This is a genomic window from Brevibacterium sp. RIT 803 (assembly GCF_016892625.1).
Classification (GTDB): domain Bacteria; phylum Actinomycetota; class Actinomycetes; order Actinomycetales; family Brevibacteriaceae; genus Brevibacterium.
The window spans coordinates 1,101,473-1,121,169 of the sequence record NZ_JAFEMW010000001.1; the positions used below are offsets into that span (position 1 = coordinate 1,101,473).

Below are 19,697 nucleotides of genomic sequence, written 5' to 3' on the forward strand. Positions count from 1 at the left end.
TTTTTGCACGACCGTGCCGGCGCCCACAGAGCCGCCCACCCTCTGGTCGACGAACTACCGAGATCTTTCTCACCATTCGGCACTCGATCTTGCATCCCGATATGCCCCGATAGCCTGAACTCATGTCTGACACCCCTACGCCGCCGCCGTCGAGCTCGCAGCCTCAGTCGTCGTCCCCAGAGCCTTCATCGTCGAGCTCACAGTCGCCGACCCTGCCACCGCATGCGGGAGGCTCATCGGCTCCGCAGCCCCAGCAGCCGAACTCCGACCGCAGTTCGATCATCGCCGTGACGGCACTGCCGGTCCTCGTCGTCATCGCCGGAGTCCTCGGGTTCCTCAGTCCCGACACGTTCACTCCTCTCGCACCCTCGATCACCTGGGCGCTCGGAATCGTCATGTTCTTCATGGGTCTGACGCTGACGCTGCCGGACTTCGCTCGGATCGCGAAGAAGCCATGGATCGCCGCCCTCGGTGTCGCAACGCAGTTCGTCGCAATGCCCCTGCTCGGTCTCCTGGTCGTCACCCTCTACAGCCTTCCGACTGAGATCGCTGTCGGCGTCATCCTCGTCGGATGTGCCCCTGGAGGGACTGCTTCGAACGTCGTCACCTACCTGGCCAAGGGCGATACCGCTCTGTCGGTGTCGATCACGACCCTGTCGACCCTCCTCGCCCCGGTGCTCACGCCCCTGTTGACCCTGTGGCTGGCCGGCTCATACATGGACGTGCCGTTCTGGTCGATGTTCGTCTCGATCTGTCAGACGGTGCTCGTGCCCGTCATCGTCGGGGTGATCGTCAGGCTCGTGGCCTCGAAGCTCGTCGACAAGATCTCACCGATTCTGCCCTGGTTCGCGTCCATTGCCATCGCCTACATCGTGGCGGTCGTCGTCGCGGGTTCCGCCGGCTCCATCGCGACCGCCGGAATCCTCGTGCTCCTGGCAGTCATCACGCACAACGTCCTGGGACTTGGAGTCGGCTACGGAGTGGCCGCGGCCTGCCGGTTGGACACTCCGACCAGACGAGCGATGACCTTCGAGGTCGGGCTGCAGAATTCGGGGCTCGCATCCACTCTCGCGACCACGTACTTCTCACCGCTCGCAGCTCTTCCCGGCGCTGTGTTCAGTGTCTGGCACAACGTCTCCGGTGCACTCCTGGCCTCGGTGTTCGCACGCCGCCCCTACGGCAAACCGCCGCGTGGGCAGGTCACCGGAGACAGTCGCACACAGGAGTCGGGACTGTGATCGGGCCCTCGTCCCCGTCGGGCTTCTCCACCTTCGAGACAGAGACGATCGCTCTCGCGAACAGGAGATTTCTGATTCGGCGGGCACGAGACACCGATGTGCCCGACCTCGTGTCCCTGCTTCGCGATGACGCCCTCGGTGCTGCTCGTGAGAGTGCCGGCGCCGACGAGGTGGCCGACTATCAGCGTGCCTTCGGTCTCATCGATTCCGATCCCAATCAGCTTCTGGTCACGATCGACGACGTCACCAACTATGCTGCGAGACAGCACGAAGATACCGAGAGCCAGCACGAAGGTACCGCGAGCCGTCATGACGGTTCTGCGAACTACGATGAGGGTGAGCGGGCATGCCCTTCCGACACCGGATCGGCTGCCGTCGTCGGCACCCTGCAGCTGACGCTGATCCCGAGCCTGTCACGGCGAGGGTCGACGCGGCTGCAGATCGAAGCGGTGAGGATCGGGCCTGATGCGCAGGGTCTCGGACTGGGCACGGCGGTCTTCGAATGGGCCCATGACTGCGGGCGTCGATTCGGGGCATCGCTGGCTCAACTGACGACCGATAAGTCGCGCACGGATGCGCAGCGGTTCTATGCACGGCTCGGCTACGAAGCCAGTCACGAAGGGCTCAAACTGGACCTGAGCTGAGACTCACATCCACTTCACGCCGTCGACCTCGAACTCACGGATGCGGTAGGCGATCATGTCCGCCAGCAGGCCGGTGGGGATCTCGCGATCGTAGTAGAGCTTGATCGACCCCTTTCCGGTGTCGAATCCGCTCAGCCGATCGGCAAAGGCTTCTTTGGTGCTGGGGGTGAATACGAAGTTCGCGTGCTTGGCATAGCCGGCGAAGGCAAAGAGGATCGTGCCCACGAAGTAGGCAGGGTTCCCCCACTTGAGGCCCTCCTCAGCAGTGGGCGCAGCGGCGCGGCTGAGGTCCCGAAGGCGGCTCAGGAATTCCCGCTTGTGCACATCGTCGAAGCCGGCGATGTAATCGTCGACGTTCAAGCCTGCTCCAGAAATTCGTTGTCCGGTCCGCTGAGGACGTCTTCGAAGGCGGCGAGGTTCCGCGTCGACTCCCCGCGCCTGATCCTCCAGGCCCATTCCTTCTTCATTCCGGTGAGGAAGCCGATGAGCAGAAGTTCGTTGAACGAGGAGTCGGCGGTCGCCAGAATCGCCCCGAGCAGCGAGTCGAGTTCCTCGAGAAGTCGGTCCCGGGGAACGCTGGCTCCCAGATACACATCGCCGAGGGTGTCGATGCCGAACGACACCGGGCCTGGTTTCATGTTCTTGATGAGCAGCCAGCGGTTGAACTCCTCGGCATTCTCATCCGGATGGCGAATGACGAACGCCTGCAGCTGCACCGTTCGCGCGCAGACGGTGATCGACACGGTCGTCTTCAGCTTCTTCTCTCCCGGCAGGACTACGGCGATCTGCGTATCCTCAACGGCGTCGACTTCGACCTCGTTCTCATTCGCCCACCGCCTCACACCGGCCAGAATCGTCTCGGTGTCGGTCGTCATCATGTGTCCTTCCGTCGGCAATCCATGGAGTTCTTCAGCAGCCGCGCCCGACCAGTCGCGACTTCGGATTCAGTTCTTCCGTGTTCGGCATCTCTTCCGGGGGCACAGTCTCTCCCGCAGTCATTGCTTCTTCTGCGGTCGCCATCTCTTCTGTGCCCGTCATCTGCTCGGTGCCCGTCATCTGCTCGGTGCCCGTCATCGTCGTGGTCAGGGCCAGGTCCGGCACGTCGAGGGTGCCGAGCACACTCGCCGCCGTGGCCGACCAGTCGAACCGAGTTGAGCGCTCGACGGCATGAAGTGCGAGTTCGCGTCGCAGTTCGTCGTCGAGGAGCATCCGTTCGAGAGCCATGGCCCAATGCCGCGGGTTGTGATCGGCGATGAGCACGCCCGAACACCCGTGTTCGACGATGTCGGGCAGGCCGCCCACCGCCGAGGCGATGGCGGGCAGGCCCGATGCCGAAGCTTCGGCCGCGACCAGTCCGAATGACTCGCTGCGTGAGGGGACGAGAAGGATGTCCGCCGCGCGGTAGTAGGTGACGAGTTCATGAGCGGGGACGGGACGTCGCACCTCGACGCTGGGTTCGGCGGCGATCGCTGAGTTCAATTCGCGCAGGTACGGCGAGGATCCAGTCGGAGCCTCTTGGCCCGAGACTGCGCCGAGGAGGATTCCACGCGTCCGAGACGCCAGGTGCGGGTTGTTCTCTCGCAGGCCGGAGATCGCATCGACGACGACATCGGTGCCCTTGATGAACTGCATCCGCCCCACATAGAGGACGACGAATTCGTCGGGAGCAAGACCCAGAACTGTTCTGGCCACGGCTCGATCTCCTGGGGAGAACAGGTCGTGGTCGACGCCGGGCCTGGCCACCACTACGGCGTCGGCATCGGCGCCGAGTTCGTGGATGAGATCGCGACGCTCTGCCGGAGTGTTGGCCACGATCAGGTCCACCGCCGAGGCGATTCTCTCCTCTGCTTCCAAGCGCTGAGGTCGTTCGTGGCTGGTCTCTGAGTCGCGGTTCTTCACCGCGCCGATCGTGTGCATGCTCACGACGATTCGAGGACGGTCACCCGCCCTGGTCGCGTCCTCGCCGACCGCCGACGATGACTCCTGGGAGCGAAGTTCCTGAGCCAGCAGTGCCGCCTCGGCCGAGATCCAGTAGTGAGCCCAGATCAGGTCGGCTGAGATGAAGCTCGGCTCGGCCAGGAGGAGCCGCGCGAGCTCGTCGATGGCATCGGCAAGCTCGTCCTTGTCGGCCGCATCGATCGGCAGCTGATGGAGTCGGACGCCCTCAGCGATCTGCAGGGTGCCGGCGCGCCCGCCGAGGCCGTCAATGCCGCTCGGGTCGGCGGTGAAGACGTCGACCACATGGCCAGCTGCTGCCAATGCGCGCACCGACTGGTCGACGTAGACATTCATACCACCGGCATCGCCCTGGCCCGGCTGAGCCGCGGGCGAGGTGTGGAGTGAGAGAACGGATATGCGCACTGTGACAGTTTAGCCAAAGAACTCGCCGAGGATCCGGCGGACTTCGTGGCGCCCGCGCCACAGGATCGATCCTGCTGGCAGGACTTCCAAGTGGGCCTCGGGAATCGCGGCCGCAATCGCCTCGGCGACCTCGACCGGATGGGCAGGGTCATCCTCGTGGGTGAGCACGAGCACCTCCCCCGGGAACCGAGCCAGAGCACTCAGCGGGTCATTGCCTGGGCTCACATTGCTCGTGCTCACATCGCCTGCGCTCTCCTCGACGGCGATCTCAAGAGCCAAGCCGAGCCCGTCGGACATGTCCGTGTTGACGAGATTCTCGGCCTTCGTCTTCGTCCAGGCTCTGGCCGGCAGGAGCTCGGCGACCTCGGCAGGTTCGCGAGAAAGCATCAGGTCCGTGATGGACTCGACGTCACCGGCGGCCACCAGATCACGCAGTCGCTTCAGGTAGCCGCGGTTCGCATCGGCCACCTCGGCGGAGAATCCGGTGAATGATGCCGGGAGAACAAGCGCGACCTTCTCGAGGTTCCGGGTCGCGGGATGAGTGGTGCCGAGCAGTCTCAGGAGTCCGCCGGCGGACATGGAGACTCCGAGGGCCCGCGTCGCCGAGGTGGACGTCAGCGCCCGTGCCAGCACCTCGGCGATGTGGCCGTAGTTCCATCCCGGTCCAGGTGAGGGGCGTCCGCCGTGGCCGGGCAGGTGGAGGAAATGCTTGGTGCCGGTGATGCCTGTGCCGAAGGGACGGGTGTCGCGGATTGCGCCGGCGAATCCGTGGCCGAAGAGCGTGTGGGGCTCACTGCTGCCGAAGGTGGCGATGTAGTCGGAATCTGGGCCCGGGAGATTGAGGTCGTCTGTCATCTGCGCGTGTTCGTCGCTGCCTCAGCGCCAGTGGTTCCGATTCTGTTTGCGATTGCGCGGGTCGATGGCCTTAATCTTCGGACGGACGTCGGTGAGGTAGACGATGCCGGCGACGAGTGCGATCAGGTTGAGGAAGATGATGCGCATGCCCATGGGCGGAAGCGCGATGAGTGCGAGCGCGAGCCCGACGCCGAGGAGGATGACCCAGAACTTCTTGCTCTGCTTGTCAACGGCGCGGTAGTTCTCGTCCTTGTAGCGGAGGCAGTCGATGAACGCCCACAGCTGGAGGCCGAAGGCGGCGACGGCCAAGGCGAGAAAGACCATCTGCTGAACGCCGGCAATTATTTCCATAGCATCTACCCTAGCAATCGCAGCTCTTCGGGGCACGGGGACGGCTCCGATCCTGGGCGAATCCTCATCGTCGGATCACCCTCCGCACATGAACTGCCTCAGCGCTTGCGACGACGCGGTATTGAGGAGGTCCGGCGCTCTGAGCGTCACACGTTCTCATACGCTGGCTGCCACCAGTCTGACCCTGACTGGGTCTGACTCTGGCCGCCACACTTTCGCACCTTGGCCGGCGTTCACAGGATGCCTGTCATTCGGATGCCTGCGCAGACACACATGCCCAGCAGCACACAGATGAGCATCGGCACTCGCAGAATCGCGGCCAGAACTCCCGCACCGACGCCGATGAGCCGTGCGGGGTCCGCGATGTCCTGGCCATCGAAGATCGCAGTCGTCGCGAAGACTGCACCGATGAGGACGACCGTCGCCCGATCCATCCACTTCGTCACCGTCGCCGTCGAGTCGCCATCCGACTCCCCCACGAGTTCTGCGGTGTCGCTCGGTCCCGAGGGACTCGTCGGTCCTGCGGGGCTGTTCGTTCCCGCAGCAGTGCTGCTCGGTCCCGCAATGCGGTTCGGTCCCACGATTCCGTCTGCCCCAGCCGAGGCGGTCGCGAGCTGTCGGCGTCTGCCCTTCGTTGCAATCGCCGCCCCGAGCTTCACACCGGCGAAGCGCATGGCATAGGTTCCGATGCTCAGCGCGGCGAGTGCGATGAGAAAACTGATCGGACTCATCGGCTTCCCTCCTGTCGATCGAGATCGTCAACATCGCTGCGATCGCCAGCGTCACTTCGATCCGCACGGTCAGTGCCACCTCGGCGCTTCCTGATGACTGCCCTGATCGACCAGCCGGCTGCCACGAACAGGAACACCGACAGAGAGGTCACGGCTCCGAGTCCAAGCGGCAGGAGCGGGGTGAGCAGGACCGAGATGAGGATTCCCACGACTGTGAGCGACAGTGTGGTCCTGCTCTTCAGATCGCCGCGGATGAGGCAGAAGAGGATGATCGGGAAGGCCGCATCGAGACCGAGGAGATCGGCGTCGATGACACTGCCGAGCCACTGGCCGAGCATCGCCCCGCTCGGCCACATGAGTGCGATTGCCGCACCCATGAGCAGGAATGCATGCCACCGTGCTCGGTCGGTGCTGACCGTTCGCGATACGGCGACAGATTCGTCGTTGATCCAGTGCGCCGCGATGAGTGCGCGCCAGTCCTGCGGGAAGAACGGCCCAACGGCCATGCCGAAGGCGAAGTTCCGTGAGTTGACCAGCAGGCCCGCCAACACTGCAAGGACCGGTGCTCCGCCTGCTGCGATCACGCCGACGAAGGTGAATTCCGCTGCACCGCCGAGGGCGAACATCGCCAGCAGCAGCGTCTGCCACCACGGGAATCCGGACACCGCGGAGATGGCCCCATAGGACAGGGCGACCGCGATGATCGTGATCGTGACGATGACGACGTCACGATAGGTCGAGCCCGGAAGGACCCGATCCATCGTGCGAAACACAGAACTCATGTTCTATATAGTGCACATTGGAGAATCGTTCGTCAACCAGAACGCTATGTCGCTATAGTGAACTCATGAGTTCTCAACCACGAGATGAGGCACCCACCGGATCCAGTGAGCCTCCGACCGGACCGACGCCGCGTGAGCAGATCGCAATCGCAATCAGACGAGAGCGGATGCGCGCGGACCTCTCGCTGTCCGAAGTTGCCCGCCGGGCGGGGATCGGAAAATCGACCATGTCCGGGCTCGAGGCAGGCACCGGCAATCCCAGTGTCGAGACGATGTGGGCTCTGGCCTCCGCGCTCGACATCCCTCTGGCCAGACTGCTCGATCCCCCGCAGCACGAAGTCGCGCTCCTGCATGCCAAGGATCTGCCCAGTCTGCCGTCGAACACCGCGAACTATGCGGCGACCCTGCTCTCAGCATCGCCGGCGAATGCGCGACGCGACGTCTATTTCATTCAGGCCGAACCGGGTCAGCCGCGAAACTCGCAACCGCACCCTGTCGGCACGATCGAGCATGTGATCCTGGGGCAGGGGGCGGCACGCATCGAGGTGCTCGGACAGTCCTACGAACTACACGTCGGCGACTACCTGACCTACCCGGGCGACCAGCCACACGAGTTCACGGCGCTCAGACCGGAGACGACAGTCGTGTTCATCGTCGAGAGCCGCTGAGGTCCGCGACTTCATCACTCCGCGGGCGGCTCATCTGTCTCTCGCGTGTCTTCGCTGAGCGAGGGAAGTCGGTTCTGGGCGGCTTCGTTCGTCAGCCCGCAGGCTTCGAGGAGGTCGACCGCCACGGGACGCAGCAGCAGCACGAGGGACTCGTCGTGGATATCCCAGCTCTCCTCCGCACGGGGATCAAGACTGGAAGCGGCCTCGGCCAGCGCGGCTTCTGCCAGTGCCCGATCGGTCCCTCTGCGCAGCGCGACTTCAAGCTTCTTCGACCCCTCAGACAGCGAATCCACGTAGCCGGCGATGATCGGCTTCTCCACACCGAATTCGGTGATGCCCACGACCCTGCGAGCGATGACGCGAATGGTGCGCATGGCACGATCGGCATGGGTGTGTGCACGAGACAACCTGGTCACCTCGGCGGAATGACGCCTGCCTCTGGCATTGATCTTCGCCGCTTCCCTCGAGATCTTGAGCGAGGAACCCCACGAATCGATGATGTCCTGGGTCTCTCGAGCTCGCGTCAGTGCCCGCTGAGCGAGTGCGACATCGGAGTCCTGCAGCGCCCGCGCCATCATCTGCAGGACTGCACTGATCTCGTCGAGCATGCTCGCGGCAAGGCCGCGCGGGACCTTGCGGGCATCGCGCGGAAGGATGAGGGCGAGAAGGATTGCACACACGGACCCGGTGAGGGCGTCGAGGGTGCGGGGGAACGGCAAGGTGGTGGCGGTGGCAGGAACTACGACGACGTAGACGGATTGGACGGCGATCTGGGTGATGAAGATGCCACCGGAATTCAGCATCGTGCCGATGAAGAGGCCGATGGCAAGCGTCAGTGTGAGCTGCCAGATCCCTGTGCCGTAGACGTTGACGAGGAGCTCACCCACGAGCACACCGAAGGTCGCACCGAAGCCGATCTCCATGGCTCGGCGCAGACGACGGTCGGCGACCGGCCCGATTCCGACGGCAGAGGCGACGGCTGCGAGGAACGGATATGGGTGGCCGAGGACGTAGACGCAGAAGGCATAGGCCGCGGTGGCGGCGATCGGGATCTGGATCAGCTGTCCGGCGTTGGCCTGGACACGCTTGAGACCCATCCGAGATCGATGCACCAGAGTGTTGAAGGCGCGCTGGGGCAGTTCTCTGACCTCGGGCTTCGCCATCAGACTCCCTTCGTGCTCGCCTTCGCTGTACCCAGCGTACCGGAATTGTGACATGCTAATGTCTGTGCGCCGAGGAGGCTATGAATGACAACTAACCTGACCCGAGATGAAGCGCAGAGCCGCAGTCAAGTGCTCGATGTTTCGACTTACACCGTCGATATCGACGTCAGCAATGCTGAGACCGGAACTCCGACGTACCTCTCCCGTACCGTCGTCGAGTTCACCGCCCGAACCGAGTGCCGCACATTCATCGACCTGATCGCAGACTCGGTCACATTCGCTGAGATCAATGATGAGATCCTCGACCCCGCCGAGGTGTTCGACGGAGCAAGGGTGGGACTGCCCATCCGCACGGGGAAGAACACCCTGACGATCGAGGCACAGGCCTACTACTCCACCTCGGGAGAAGGACTGCACCGCTTCACCGACCCTGCCGACGGCAAGGTCTATCTCTACACTCAGTACGAACCGACCGATGCCCGCCGCGTGTTCGCGAACTTCGACCAGCCGGATCTTAAGGCAGAGTTCATCTTCAACGTCACGGCCCCCGAGCACTTCCAGGTTCTGTCGAACCGCCCCGAGACGAGTCGCGGACCGAGTCAGGAGACGAACCAGGGGCCTGTCGATATGGACTCCCCCGCGATCACTCATCATTTCGCCCCGACGCTGCGACAGTCGAGCTACATCACGTGCATCACTGCAGGCCCCTACGAGGGCGCAACCGACCACTGGACGGATCCCTCGACCGGTGAGGTCGTGCAGTTGGGCGCATGGACGCGCGCCAGCCTCGTCGACCACCTCGACGCCTCCGACATCTTCTCGATCACGAAGGCCGGGCTGGACTTCTTCACTGGCGAATTCGACTATCCCTACCCGTGGGGCAAATACGATCAGATCTTCGTTCCGGAGTACAACCTCGGCGCCATGGAAAATCCGGGTCTGGTCACGTTCACCGACAGTCTGATCTTCCGGGACAAGGTCACCGACGCGAACTACGAGTCGCGGGCGAACGTGATCCTGCACGAAATGGCGCACATGTGGTTCGGTGACCTGGTGACCATGAAATGGTGGGACGACCTGTGGCTCAAGGAGTCGTTCGCCGACTACATGGGCGGGCTGGCGCTGGCCGAGGCGACCCGCTTCACCGACGGCTGGGTGACCTTCGCACTGCGTCGCAAGGCGTGGGCGTACACGCAGGACCTGTATCCGACCACGCACCCGATCGTCGCCGACATCCCCGACGTCGAGGCCGCGAAGCTCAACTTCGACGGCATCACCTACGCCAAGGGTGCGTCCGTGCTCAAGCAGCTCGTGGCCTTCGTCGGCCGGGAGGCGTTCTTCGCCGGCTCGCGCCTGTACTTCAAGCGCTTCGACTACCGCAATACCGAGCTCGCCGACTTCCTCGAATGCCTCGCCGAGGCGGCTCCTGACCGTGACATCGCCAGTTGGGCCGGTGCGTGGCTGGGCACCTCCGGTGTCTCCGAACTGTCGTTGGAACTGACGACGTCCGACGATGCCTCATCGTCTGTGCGCGGCTCAGCACGAGCAAGCATCACCAGCGCGAAGATCACACAGGCCGATTCGGCACGCGGTGCCGAGCTGCTGCGTCCGCACACGCTCGAGATCGCCACGTTGGGACGAAAGGGACGCAAGCTGGTCCCGATCGATTCCTTCTCCTTCGACTTCTCCACCCAGTCGGCTGAGGTGGAGCAGCTCGCTGGACGCACCCTCGGCGACATCACGCTGGTGAACTACTCCGATCACGATTATGCGCGCGTGCGCTTGGATCCGTCATCGACGGAGGCCGCAATCCGGTCGGTGTCCCGGATCGCGGATCCGCTTTCACGGGCGTTGGTGTGGTCAGCCTTGGAAAATGCTGTTCGCGATGGCCTCCTCCCCGTGCAGCGATATCTCACGGCCTATGCCCGGAGCCTGGGCAAGGAGAGCCACGCCGGCATCATGGCCGGGCTGAGCCAGACGGCGCTGACCTGCCTGGACCAGTGGGTCTCGGCGAGGAATTTCGAGACCGCAATCGCCGGGCTGCTGGGCGCTGCCCTTGACGCATTGGCTACGGCCAGGTCAGGCTCGGACGCTCAGCTTCATCTGGCGAACCTGGTTCTTGCTCTTACCTCGCGCACTGCGCGTTGCTTTGGGGCAAGTGCCGCGATCGCGATGGGCCGCAGCTTCGCGTCGCAGATCCTCGCAGTTCCCGTCGGCGAGGAAATCGACCATCTGACCTCGAGTGCACCGTCTGAGCCTGCTGGGGCTGGGGCTTCTGGAGCTGGGACTTCTGGAGCTGGGACTTCTGGAGCTGGGACTTCCGGAACTGGGGCGTCCGGGGCTGCATCTGATGCTCCGGACCACGCTGCGGCGTCTCTGCCCTTCAAGGGACTGCTCAATGATCATGCTCTGCGGTGGAATGCTCTGACCGCGCTCGTGTGCCTGGGCTGGGCCGACCAGACCGACATCGCGCGAGAGAATCAATCGGATCCCAGTTCATCGGGCCGTCTCCATGCCGAGACTGCGAGTGCGGCCATGCCGCTGCCGATCGTGAAGATCCGCGCATGGGAGGTCATCAACGAGGCGGCGGCGTTGAGCAACGATGTGCTCAGTGCCATCATCTCCGGTTTCGTGGCCCCCACGTCGGTGCCGCTCATCGAAAACTATGTCGATGAGTACTTCTCTCGGCTTGCCGGCTTCTGGGCCGACAATTCGATCGAGATTGCCAAGCGCCTGGTCCTCGGGCTTTACCCTCGTTGGTCGGTTGACGAAGGGTCTGTGGTCGAGAAGACCGATTCTTGGTTGGCCGCGCACAGCGATGCTCCGGCGGCGCTGCGTCGGCTGCTCATCGAACGCCGCGACGATCTGGCCCGGGCGATCTATCTCAAATCGACCCAGAGCTCACGCCACTGAGCTGTCCCCTCAAGCGGGCCCGTCTGTCTCTTCGGCGGGCCACCGGTCGAATCAGTGGCTCTGACCTGGCGGCTCAGCAGGCCGGACCGGGCTGTTCAGCGGACCGGACCAGGCGACTTACTCAACAGACCTGACCGGGCGACTCAACGGACCTGACCTGGCAGCTCAGCTAGCCGGACCGGGCGGCTGTTGCCGCTCAACCAGTGCCACGACTGCTGACTCTGCCGCAGCGGTCGGGCAGGCATATGACGAAACAGAGCGAAGGCCGATTCCCCGTTTCATGTGGGGCTTCGGCCTTCGCTCTGTCCTGCGACGTCAGTGCTTGCGACGTCAGTGCTTGCGACATCAGTGTCGGCCGGAATCAGCCAACCGCTCAATGTCGCTCAGATGATTCGGCGAGCTCCGGAGAACTCATTTCCGGTGTCCCACGACTTCCAGTCGGTGACATAGACGTCTTTGGACGCATTGGGCGAATGGATCATCTTGCCGTCGCCGACGTACATTCCGACGTGATGGACGGTTCCCGAGGTGGTCGAGAAGAACAGCAGGTCGCCTGCCTTGAGGTCACCCTCGGAGACCTTCTTGCCGGCGGTGGCCTGTTCTCCCGAGTCACGGGGAATGTCGATGCCGTGGGCCCGGTAGATGCTGTAGGTGAAGCCCGAGCAGTCGAAGCCGTAGGGCGAGACTCCGGCCCACAGGTAACGCAATCCGTCAAACTGCTTCGCAGTCTTGACGAGGTCAGATCCACTGGGCTTCGCTGGCTTGCCACCGGTGTCATAGACGGCGACGTCGTCGAAGTCGATCCACGCTGCACCTCCACCGGGGAGCGCCACGCGTACGTCATCGACGTCTTGGGCGATGAGCGGAAGATCGACGTTGAAACTGACATCCGCACCGGTGTCCTTGGTGAACTCGATACCTTCGAGTTCACTCTTCTTCTTCGTCACGACCGCGCGGGGCTGGTCGTCCTTGAGCTGCCCGAATCGGTCGTTCTCGACAAGCTGCCTCTTCGGCACCCAGCCCGGGTAGCCCTTCTTGTTCTTAGACGTTGATTGGTCTTTGACCGCAACCTTGGCCCAGTCGCCTTTGGTTTTGAGGACAGTGACTTCGGAACCGTATGCGGCTTGGGTCTCGACCTTTCCGGTCAGATCGCGTCGCACATCGGTCTTCTTGAGATTCTTGTTCCATTTGTCGAGGTCGACGGGATGGCCAAGGGCAGGTTTGTCGACCTTCCTGGGGGCTTTCGAATCGGTCCACAGGGTAGCGACAGTGACATCGACGTAGGCCGTTTCGCCCTTTTCGATCTTCCCGTCGGTGATCCGCTCAAGCTCCTGGCCCGGGACGACTGCAGCTTTCAAATCGCTTGCAGATTCTTCATCGGTCGACATCAGGTTGCTCGACAGCGCAGGAGCTCCTGCGCCGAATACAAGTCCGAGCCCAAGTGCCGCCGAAACAGCAATTTTGGTACGCATCATTTCTCTTTCGGTCTGCGGGTGTCACTCCCGCGTGGGGGAAGTCTCCGAAGGTCATTCGGTATGCGTGCTCCGCCACCCATGGCATCGACCGGTATCGAAATCTGTGGTCGACATCGATCGAACCCATGCGCATCGAAGCGCCGCACGGTGCCAATATTACCGCCAGCTCAGCAGCAGACGACAATGTCGACACTGTGGCAGGATATCGCGATGCCACGGTGAAAAGAAGTGCCCTTGCCCCAATCGATACAGAGCTGAGACTTCGGACGAACATTGCAACTGAAGGCGGCGTCCCAATTTCAAAGCGCCGCCTTCAGGTCACGATCGAGTGTTCAGGCCGGGCCGTTGATGTCAGCTCAGACCTGGTGCTTTCAGTTGAGGAACTCGGCGGCCAACAGCTCGAGAGATTGGATCCTCGCATCATCCTGGCGGAGGCCCTCGCCCTCCATCGCTCCTGCGACGGGCTGGATCATGATCTCGTCGACCTCGAAACGACTGGCGAGCTCCTCGAGCTGGGCTTTGGCGGATTTGGCATCGCCGATAATCCAGTTCTCAGACATCTCTTCACCGACCATACGTTCCTGGTCGGTCCTGACTGATCGCACGTCATCGCCGGCCAAGCGCAGAGGTTCCAACCGCCCACCGGTCCGCAGGCGAGACATCTGCAGCAGGAAAGGCTCGGAGCGCAGCTGCGCTTCTTCCTCGGTCGGCGAGACCACAGCGTTGACTGTGACGAAGGTCTGCGGCTTGTCACCGTAAGCACCCGGGGTGAAGTTGTCACGATAGATCTTCATGCCAGTCGTGGCGCCCGCCGCGAAGTGGTTGGCGAACACGTAGGGCATGCCGAGCTGGGCAGCCAGTCGGGCGGAGTAGCCGGACGAGCCGAGCAGCCACGGCAATGGCTGTGTTCCCGGCACGGCGGCAGGAGTCGCATGCAGGACGTGCTCAGAACCACCATGGAGCGGAACACGCAGTCCTTCCGGCTTCATCAGGGTCAACGTGTCTATGACGTGCTGCGGGAATTGTTCGACGGGATCGACGGTTCGTCCCTCCCGGTCGACCATTCGACCTTCGCCCAGGTGTCCCCTCATAGCAGCCGAGGTGATCGGATCGGTGCCGGGTGCCCGTCCGATCCCCAGGTCGATGCGGTCACCGTAGACCGCCGAGAGGAGGGAGAAGAGTTCCGCTACTGCCAGCGGAGCGTGGTTGGGCAACATCACGCCGCCGGATCCGAGGCGAATGCGCTCGGTTCCCTGGCCGAGGTACATGAGCTCGGCACCGGGCATCGTTGACGCGATCGATGGCATGTTGTGGTGTTCGGCAACCCAATAGCGGGTGTATCCCAGTTTGTCCGCAGACTGAATCAGTTCGTGGGAGGCAGCGAATGAATCTGAGGTGCTCTGTCCGACACGGACCGGCACAAGGTCAAGAATAGAAAGCTCCATAACCATGGCAACAGCTCTCTCGACAGCTTCATTCCTCATTCCCCACGTCGACTGGGGACGGCACCGCTTCACCTTGCTCACGGCCTGCTGACCGTACCCCTGGAGTGTCTGGCAGAGACAGAGGCAGACTTCAGGCGACGCACACCTCTCCCCTGCCCCGCTAAGCCAGCTCTAGTCGAAGAGGGTATCGGTGATCTCTTGTGCAATGAATCGTGCGTGCAAGATCGGGCGTCTGGCAGGATCGATCGTCGCAGGAGGAACCCAGGCCGGGCGCCCATCCTTGAGCATCACGGTGTGCCAATCCGAATCGTCGATCAGGTGGTGATGGGATCCACACGCCAATGTCAGATTATTGACATCGGTTCTGCCTTCGTTCGCCCACGGAACTATATGGTGTGCATCGCACCATCCGGGTGGGGTGTCACAGCCGGGGAAGGTGCAGCCTTGATCTCTGCTGGACAGTATCGCCAATTGCTTCGAGGTGGCGAACCGCCTCTCGGTGGCAAGCTCCATGCTCTTCGTCTTCTCTCCCATGAGGTGGAAGAACACCGAACCGTTCAGGCCTTCGTAGGAGGCTGTCTGCATCGGAAATGATGCCTCGGCGTCGGTGACAGCACGACCAGACTGCTGTGCAAGGTCCTCAGCTTTCGCTGTGACCACGAGCGCGAAGGGCGCACCCGCCATCACTCGATTCATTTCGATCCGGCCGATCATTGTGGCGAACCGTTCATAGATCTTGTTCTTCACGCTCGGCTGGCGACCGGCCATCGCCACCGTGGAGCCGTCTTCCCTCACCCCATATCCGGACGGAACATCACGGCCACCCGTGGTGGGTTCATCGTTCGCCTCGCGCTGCCAGCCACCGATTTGATGGTCGAAGCCGAACTCAAGCGAGGGGTCAACTGCGTCTGAGCGATCGCCTCGCAGAACCTGGCTGAATACATCGACCACCTCCTGGTCCGCCGCCGAGATACTTCCCGCGGGTATCGCGCCTGAGTCTATGGCCGAATCTTGCTGCTGGTCAGAGCTTGACGTCTCTCTGTCGTCTGCTTTGATCCTCGAGGTGAGGTGTCCGCTCATGATGCCGCCCGTTACGGGATCGAGGACTCCCTTGAGCGCCCAGGTTCCGTCTTTGCGCTGACGCAGACTGACTGAGAGCTCGTCACGCTTCAGGGCCTCACTTGGAAGCTCGCCATCCGGGTCGAGCCAGGCGAGGATCTCATTGAATAGCTGCTGGATGTCCTTCACACGCACTTCCGGAGCCTTTTCAACCAGAATTCTTTCCGCCTCGAACTGATCCTCCAGACTCACTCGAAGTGGCAGGTCTTTCAGGCAGCCGATGATTGTGCTCGCCTGTGTTGACGAAAGCGATCCGCGCCGCAGGGCCTGGGACACCACAGGGAACTTCGGCCCGATCGACTGGCCACTGAAATTGACCTGATTGCCCAGCTTCTCAGCCAGTTCAGCTCGACGGTAAGCCTCTCTTTCGGAGAGGTTGAGGCGGTTCTGGACCAGCGCCTTCGTCGACTTCGCCCCATAGTCGCGAGGGGTTCCCACCCGTTCGAAGACGGACAGAGTCACGACTGAGAGTGATTCGACCAGCCGGTTGACTGTCTCCAGACCATCCAACACCGTCATCGCATCGTCGGGGCCCATCGGACGATTGAACGACTCGAGGTCACCGACGAGGGACCGAAGTCCGTGGATGCTATCCGCGACCTCTGGAGCGATACGCTCCAAACTCAGCCAGGCGTGCTCGTCAAGAAGAGGATGCCCCGAAGCGGGGACACCATCTGAATCGGAGCGACCAACCGGAGCAGAGCCGGAAGCCCCACCTCGATCCACCTCAGAGTCGGTCTCTCTCGTGAGTCTTGAACGGTTCGGTGATCCTCCGCCATTCGATTCATCCGTAGACTGCTGACCCAGGGAGGCTGCCCAGTCGCTGTCTTCGCTATTTTCCGAGGCGTCCTCACTGGCACTGCACTCGGCCTCAGCTTCCTCGGACTTCTTCTGCATCCACTCTTCTTTTTCAGCGTCGATCTCTGCTGCACGACGCTTGAGTTCGGCCTGCGCATCCGGATCATCAATGCTGGCCTCCCACAGGTTGCGGCCACTCCAACGGGCTCGTCGCGCAGCGTCTGTGAACTCATCCGACTGTGTAGGATCGATTGACTCACGAAGCTCGTAAGGCTCTGGCCGTTCGGAGGATTCCGCAGATTCTGTCGATTCGGCGCGTACCGCAGGCTCGGCAGGATGATCCGCGTCGGCGAATTCGAAATTGTTCGGCGGCGGCGTGGCTACTTCATCGAAGCGATCCGCCAATGGGTGACCATCGAGGTCGAAGCCAGCATCGCGCAGAAGCTCTCGATAGGTGGGAGAGTCCTCGCCCACCTCGTCTTCCCCGCCAGGCACAGCAGAAGAGGCTGGGTCGTCATGCCCGTTCTTCTTGTGGCGCTTGCGGTCGGGGGTGAGAGTCATGATCTCGGAATCCGTTCGTCAACTGCTGTGTTGTCCGCTTGTCTCCAATTTTACTCTCACCACAGACAATCTGTCTATAGTTTTGTTCTATTCTTTTAGGATCGTCATCTAAATATACGATAGTATTCTCTACCTTGACCCTTTATGTCCGAGATCAGAGCAGATGAGTCCGTTGATCGACCGGCCCTCCTGGGCGCAGCCCGGCCCTTCAGACGCCTCTGCGAAGCCATTTCCTGAGGTGGACGCGCTGTCCCTCCGGTCCGAAAAGGCTCAGATACTCGCCGCCAGACCCCTCCGCGCTTCCGAGCCAGTGCGGGATTCGGGTGTCGAATTCAGCGGCTTCCCCTGCGTCCAGGGTCATCGATTCGTCACCCAGGGTCAGACTGAGCCTGCCCCTGATCACGTAGCCCCATTCGAATCCGGGGTGTGTTTTCAATGCGCCGAGCTTCGGCGTCTGCTTGCCGTCGACGATGCGCTTGAACGCTTGGTCGCCGCTAGCACCTCGGCACAGCGGCAGGGCGGCCTGACCATTGATCTTCTGTGGCGTGATGTGTATTCGCGGGTCTCCTATCGGCGGCGTTCCGACGAGCTCATCGAGTGGCAACCCGGAGACGTCCGCCAAGGGCAGGAGAAGCTCCAGGCTGGGCGCCCACACCGGCGAGTGACTACTGAATAGCCTCCTGCGGGCTGACCCCCTCAGGTTTCACACAGAGCCGCCGAATGCCCAGCGGCCCCGAACCGTCGCTCGCCCATCTGCCCGTGCTCGATTCCTGCGGCGCAGCCTCAATCTTGGGTCACATCCTGCCATAATTTGCCAATTCGGCAAACATGCTTGCGCTTCGGTAGCTTGAAGGGTCAGACTGCAGAGGTACCCGCTTACTCACCCGACGAGCCAAGGACTGCTATGTCAGAATCAGACCACACACCGCAGAATCAGTCACACGCATCCCAGCGGAGTCAGTCACACGCCTCCGAGCAGCGTCAGCCAAACCAGCCCAGCCAGCAGAGGCTCATCGCCGAGGTAGCCGTCATCGGCGGAGGCGCCGGTGGTCTGGCCGCATCGATCGCCTTGGCTCGTTCGCTTCGCAGTGTCATCGTCATCGACGCCGGTTCCCCGCGCAACGCGGCGAGCGCTCACGCTCACAACGTCCTCGGCCATGAGGGCGTCAATCCGCTCGACCTCCTCGCCAAGGGGCGTCAGGAGGCCGAAGCATATGGAGTCCAGTTCATCGACGCCACAGTCCTCAGCGCCAACAACAGGACGCAGGCACCAGAGACTCCTGGCTTCGATCTCGAGACATCGGTGGGAATCGCCATCGAGGCGAAGCGAATCATCATCGCAACCGGGCTCACCGACGTGCTCCCAGATATCCCGGGGCTGGCCGACGGGTGGGGCGAGACCGTCCTTCACTGCCCCTACTGCCATGGTTACGAGGTTCGCGGGCAGAACATCGGCATCATCGGCACAACCGCCATGTCTTACCACCAGGCGATGATGTTCTCCCAGCTCAGCGACCGCGTCACCTTCCTGCGACACAATGCTCCTGCACCGGATGAGGCACAGAGGAGAATGCTCAGCTCACTTGGCATCGCCTACGTCGACTCGGCAGTCGAAGCGGTGGAACGCACCGAGACCGGAACCGTCGTCACGTTGCGCGACAACGACAACGACGGCGAGACCACCCTCCACAGCAACCAGACGGACGCCGATGCCGGGCCCTCGCACATAACTTTCGACGCTCTGGCCGTAGGGCCCTACTTCCGGGCGAACGGCGAGATCTTCGAGCAGCTCGGCGGCACTGTCGTCGACCATCCGACCGGCATGGGATCGTCCTTAGCCGCCGAGGCGAACGGCGCCACAGCTGTACCCGGAGTTTGGGCGGTGGGAAACAGCGCGGACATCTCGGCCATGGTGGTGGCGAGCGCGGCCAGCGGTGTCCTGGTCGGTGCGCAGGTCAACGCCGAACTCATCATGAGCTCAGTGTCGTAGCAATCGCCCCTGTCCGATTTCAGCTGCCGAACACGGTCACCGCCGATGTGCTCAGGCCGTCGAGTCACCCGGGCAGCCGAGTTCCCAACTCGCCGAGGCGGCCCGACCACCGAGTCACCAACCACCGAGTTCCCAACTCGCCGAGGCACCCTCTGTCGTGGGATGTCCCAGGACAGCGGGCTCAACTCAGTGGCTGGCCTTCACACAGAGGACAGGGCAGACGGCTTCGAGGATGACGCGTTGGATCGTCGACCCCAGGAGGAACTTTCCAACCGGGGTCCGCTTCCGAGTGCCGAGCACGATCAGCTGAGCCCCCACCTCGGCGGCGGCATCGAGAATCTGCTCGGCGGGGTCATACTCGCTGCCACGCGTCAGCACCTGCGCCTGCACACCGGAGCGCGACAGATAGTCCTGGACCGACTTGATCTCACCTTCGCCGAGGCGGTAGGAATCTCTGCGATCAGATGATCGGGAAGCGTTGACGACGACCAGGCCCCGGTTGTCCTTCTTCGCCTCTTCGATCCCCTTGTCGAGGGCCGCGTGGCCCGCTGGATTGTTGACATAGCCCACGACGATGGTCATGTTTCACCTTCATTTGTTGAG

Annotated in this window: 18 protein-coding genes; 5 read left to right on the forward strand and 13 right to left on the reverse strand. The window is 62.6% G+C overall.

The window, feature by feature from the left end; all coding sequences use genetic code 11:
• The first annotated feature begins 122 nt into the window (after window positions 1-122).
• Entirely contained in the window at window positions 123-1,238 is a 1,116-nt protein-coding gene (locus tag JTF07_RS05035) for a bile acid:sodium symporter family protein (protein WP_252199294.1), read from the forward strand.
• Window positions 1,235-1,882: a GNAT family N-acetyltransferase gene (locus JTF07_RS05040; RefSeq protein ID WP_353843875.1), complete on the forward strand. Its 648-nt coding sequence runs from the start codon at window positions 1,235-1,237 to the stop codon at window positions 1,880-1,882. The genes JTF07_RS05035 and JTF07_RS05040 overlap by 4 nt, the downstream gene beginning before the upstream one ends.
• Window positions 1,883-1,885: 3 nt before the next feature.
• On the opposite strand, the gene JTF07_RS05045 is transcribed toward JTF07_RS05040, so the two are convergent.
• From JTF07_RS05045 to JTF07_RS05075, 7 genes are all read right to left on the reverse strand, one after another.
• The gene (locus JTF07_RS05045; protein WP_252199296.1) at window positions 1,886-2,242 is read right to left on the reverse strand and encodes an iron chaperone; all 357 of its coding nucleotides are present in this window, start codon (window positions 2,240-2,242) and stop codon (window positions 1,886-1,888) included.
• Window positions 2,239-2,757: a YbjN domain-containing protein gene (locus JTF07_RS05050; protein ID WP_204233168.1), complete on the reverse strand. Its 519-nt coding sequence runs from the start codon at window positions 2,755-2,757 to the stop codon at window positions 2,239-2,241. The genes JTF07_RS05045 and JTF07_RS05050 overlap by 4 nt, the downstream gene beginning before the upstream one ends.
• Before the next feature lie 34 nt (window positions 2,758-2,791).
• A complete protein-coding gene (locus tag JTF07_RS05055) occupies window positions 2,792-4,243 on the reverse strand; it encodes a glycosyltransferase (protein WP_204233169.1) in 1,452 nt (483 codons plus the stop codon).
• A gap of 9 nt (window positions 4,244-4,252) precedes the next feature.
• Entirely contained in the window at window positions 4,253-5,098 is an 846-nt protein-coding gene (locus tag JTF07_RS05060) for an alpha/beta fold hydrolase (RefSeq protein ID WP_204233170.1), read from the reverse strand.
• 21 nt (window positions 5,099-5,119) lie between these two features.
• Window positions 5,120-5,449 carry a DUF2516 family protein gene (locus JTF07_RS05065; protein ID WP_204233171.1) on the reverse strand — a complete coding sequence of 110 codons (330 nt, stop codon included), beginning with the start codon at window positions 5,447-5,449 and terminating at the stop codon, window positions 5,120-5,122.
• A gap of 233 nt (window positions 5,450-5,682) precedes the next feature.
• The gene (locus tag JTF07_RS05070; RefSeq protein ID WP_204233172.1) at window positions 5,683-6,180 is read right to left on the reverse strand and encodes an AzlD domain-containing protein; all 498 of its coding nucleotides are present in this window, start codon (window positions 6,178-6,180) and stop codon (window positions 5,683-5,685) included.
• Window positions 6,177-6,962, reverse strand: a complete 786-nt coding sequence (locus JTF07_RS05075) for an AzlC family ABC transporter permease (RefSeq protein ID WP_204233173.1) — start codon at window positions 6,960-6,962, stop codon at window positions 6,177-6,179. Before JTF07_RS05075 ends, JTF07_RS05070 begins: the two co-directional genes overlap by 4 nt.
• A 65-nt stretch (window positions 6,963-7,027) precedes the next feature.
• Here JTF07_RS05075 and JTF07_RS05080 point away from each other — a divergent pair, with 65 nt between their 5' ends.
• Window positions 7,028-7,630, forward strand: coding sequence for a helix-turn-helix domain-containing protein (locus JTF07_RS05080; protein ID WP_204233174.1), 603 nt, complete (start codon window positions 7,028-7,030; stop codon window positions 7,628-7,630).
• A 14-nt stretch (window positions 7,631-7,644) separates the two neighbouring features.
• On the opposite strand, the gene JTF07_RS05085 is transcribed toward JTF07_RS05080, so the two are convergent.
• On the reverse strand, window positions 7,645-8,793 hold the full coding sequence (locus JTF07_RS05085) for an FUSC family protein (RefSeq protein ID WP_204233175.1): 1,149 nt from the start codon (window positions 8,791-8,793) through the stop codon (window positions 7,645-7,647).
• Window positions 8,794-8,877: 84 nt separating this feature from the next.
• Between JTF07_RS05085 and pepN the strand changes: the two genes are divergently transcribed.
• The gene (pepN, locus tag JTF07_RS05090; RefSeq protein WP_204233176.1) at window positions 8,878-11,706 is read left to right on the forward strand and encodes an aminopeptidase N; all 2,829 of its coding nucleotides are present in this window, start codon (window positions 8,878-8,880) and stop codon (window positions 11,704-11,706) included.
• Between the two features lie 383 nt (window positions 11,707-12,089).
• On the opposite strand, the gene JTF07_RS05095 is transcribed toward pepN, so the two are convergent.
• From JTF07_RS05095 to JTF07_RS20810, 4 genes are all read right to left on the reverse strand, one after another.
• A complete protein-coding gene (locus JTF07_RS05095; protein WP_252199299.1) occupies window positions 12,090-13,181 on the reverse strand; it encodes a C40 family peptidase in 1,092 nt (363 codons plus the stop codon).
• A 371-nt stretch (window positions 13,182-13,552) separates the two neighbouring features.
• A complete protein-coding gene (locus tag JTF07_RS05100; protein ID WP_204233177.1) occupies window positions 13,553-14,632 on the reverse strand; it encodes an LLM class flavin-dependent oxidoreductase in 1,080 nt (359 codons plus the stop codon).
• Window positions 14,633-14,797: 165 nt separating this feature from the next.
• Window positions 14,798-17,104 carry an HNH endonuclease signature motif containing protein gene (locus JTF07_RS05105; RefSeq protein WP_204233178.1) on the reverse strand — a complete coding sequence of 769 codons (2,307 nt, stop codon included), beginning with the start codon at window positions 17,102-17,104 and terminating at the stop codon, window positions 14,798-14,800.
• A 208-nt stretch (window positions 17,105-17,312) separates the two neighbouring features.
• Window positions 17,313-17,759, reverse strand: a complete 447-nt coding sequence (locus tag JTF07_RS20810; protein ID WP_204233179.1) for a cupin domain-containing protein — start codon at window positions 17,757-17,759, stop codon at window positions 17,313-17,315.
• A 249-nt stretch (window positions 17,760-18,008) separates the two neighbouring features.
• On the opposite strand from JTF07_RS20810, the gene JTF07_RS05115 reads away from it, so the two are divergent.
• Window positions 18,009-19,094, forward strand: coding sequence for an NAD(P)/FAD-dependent oxidoreductase (locus tag JTF07_RS05115; RefSeq protein ID WP_204233180.1), 1,086 nt, complete (start codon window positions 18,009-18,011; stop codon window positions 19,092-19,094).
• 186 nt (window positions 19,095-19,280) lie between these two features.
• On the opposite strand, the gene JTF07_RS05120 is transcribed toward JTF07_RS05115, so the two are convergent.
• Window positions 19,281-19,676 carry a universal stress protein gene (locus tag JTF07_RS05120; RefSeq protein WP_204233181.1) on the reverse strand — a complete coding sequence of 132 codons (396 nt, stop codon included), beginning with the start codon at window positions 19,674-19,676 and terminating at the stop codon, window positions 19,281-19,283.
• Window positions 19,677-19,697 lie beyond the last annotated feature (21 nt).

Excerpts from the sequence above, each read along its gene's own strand:
- JTF07_RS05035 (WP_252199294.1), top strand. The coding sequence starts at position 123 with ATGTCTGACACCCCTACGCCGCCGCCGTCGAGCTCGCAGCCTCAGTCG.
- JTF07_RS05050 (WP_204233168.1), bottom strand. The coding sequence starts at position 2,757 with ATGACGACCGACACCGAGACGATTCTGGCCGGTGTGAGGCGGTGGGCG.
- JTF07_RS05060 (WP_204233170.1), bottom strand. The coding sequence starts at position 5,098 with ATGACAGACGACCTCAATCTCCCGGGCCCAGATTCCGACTACATCGCC.
- JTF07_RS05065 (WP_204233171.1), bottom strand. The coding sequence starts at position 5,449 with ATGGAAATAATTGCCGGCGTTCAGCAGATGGTCTTTCTCGCCTTGGCC.
- JTF07_RS05070 (WP_204233172.1), bottom strand. The coding sequence starts at position 6,180 with ATGAGTCCGATCAGTTTTCTCATCGCACTCGCCGCGCTGAGCATCGGA.
- JTF07_RS05075 (WP_204233173.1), bottom strand. The coding sequence starts at position 6,962 with ATGAGTTCTGTGTTTCGCACGATGGATCGGGTCCTTCCGGGCTCGACC.
- JTF07_RS05080 (WP_204233174.1), top strand. The coding sequence starts at position 7,028 with ATGAGTTCTCAACCACGAGATGAGGCACCCACCGGATCCAGTGAGCCT.
- JTF07_RS05085 (WP_204233175.1), bottom strand. The coding sequence starts at position 8,793 with ATGGCGAAGCCCGAGGTCAGAGAACTGCCCCAGCGCGCCTTCAACACT.
- pepN (WP_204233176.1), top strand. The coding sequence starts at position 8,878 with ATGACAACTAACCTGACCCGAGATGAAGCGCAGAGCCGCAGTCAAGTG.
- JTF07_RS05095 (WP_252199299.1), bottom strand. The coding sequence starts at position 13,181 with ATGATGCGTACCAAAATTGCTGTTTCGGCGGCACTTGGGCTCGGACTT.
- JTF07_RS05100 (WP_204233177.1), bottom strand. The coding sequence starts at position 14,632 with ATGGTTATGGAGCTTTCTATTCTTGACCTTGTGCCGGTCCGTGTCGGA.
- JTF07_RS05105 (WP_204233178.1), bottom strand. The coding sequence starts at position 17,104 with ATGACTCTCACCCCCGACCGCAAGCGCCACAAGAAGAACGGGCATGAC.
- JTF07_RS05115 (WP_204233180.1), top strand. The coding sequence starts at position 18,009 with ATGTCAGAATCAGACCACACACCGCAGAATCAGTCACACGCATCCCAG.
- JTF07_RS05120 (WP_204233181.1), bottom strand. The coding sequence starts at position 19,676 with ATGACCATCGTCGTGGGCTATGTCAACAATCCAGCGGGCCACGCGGCC.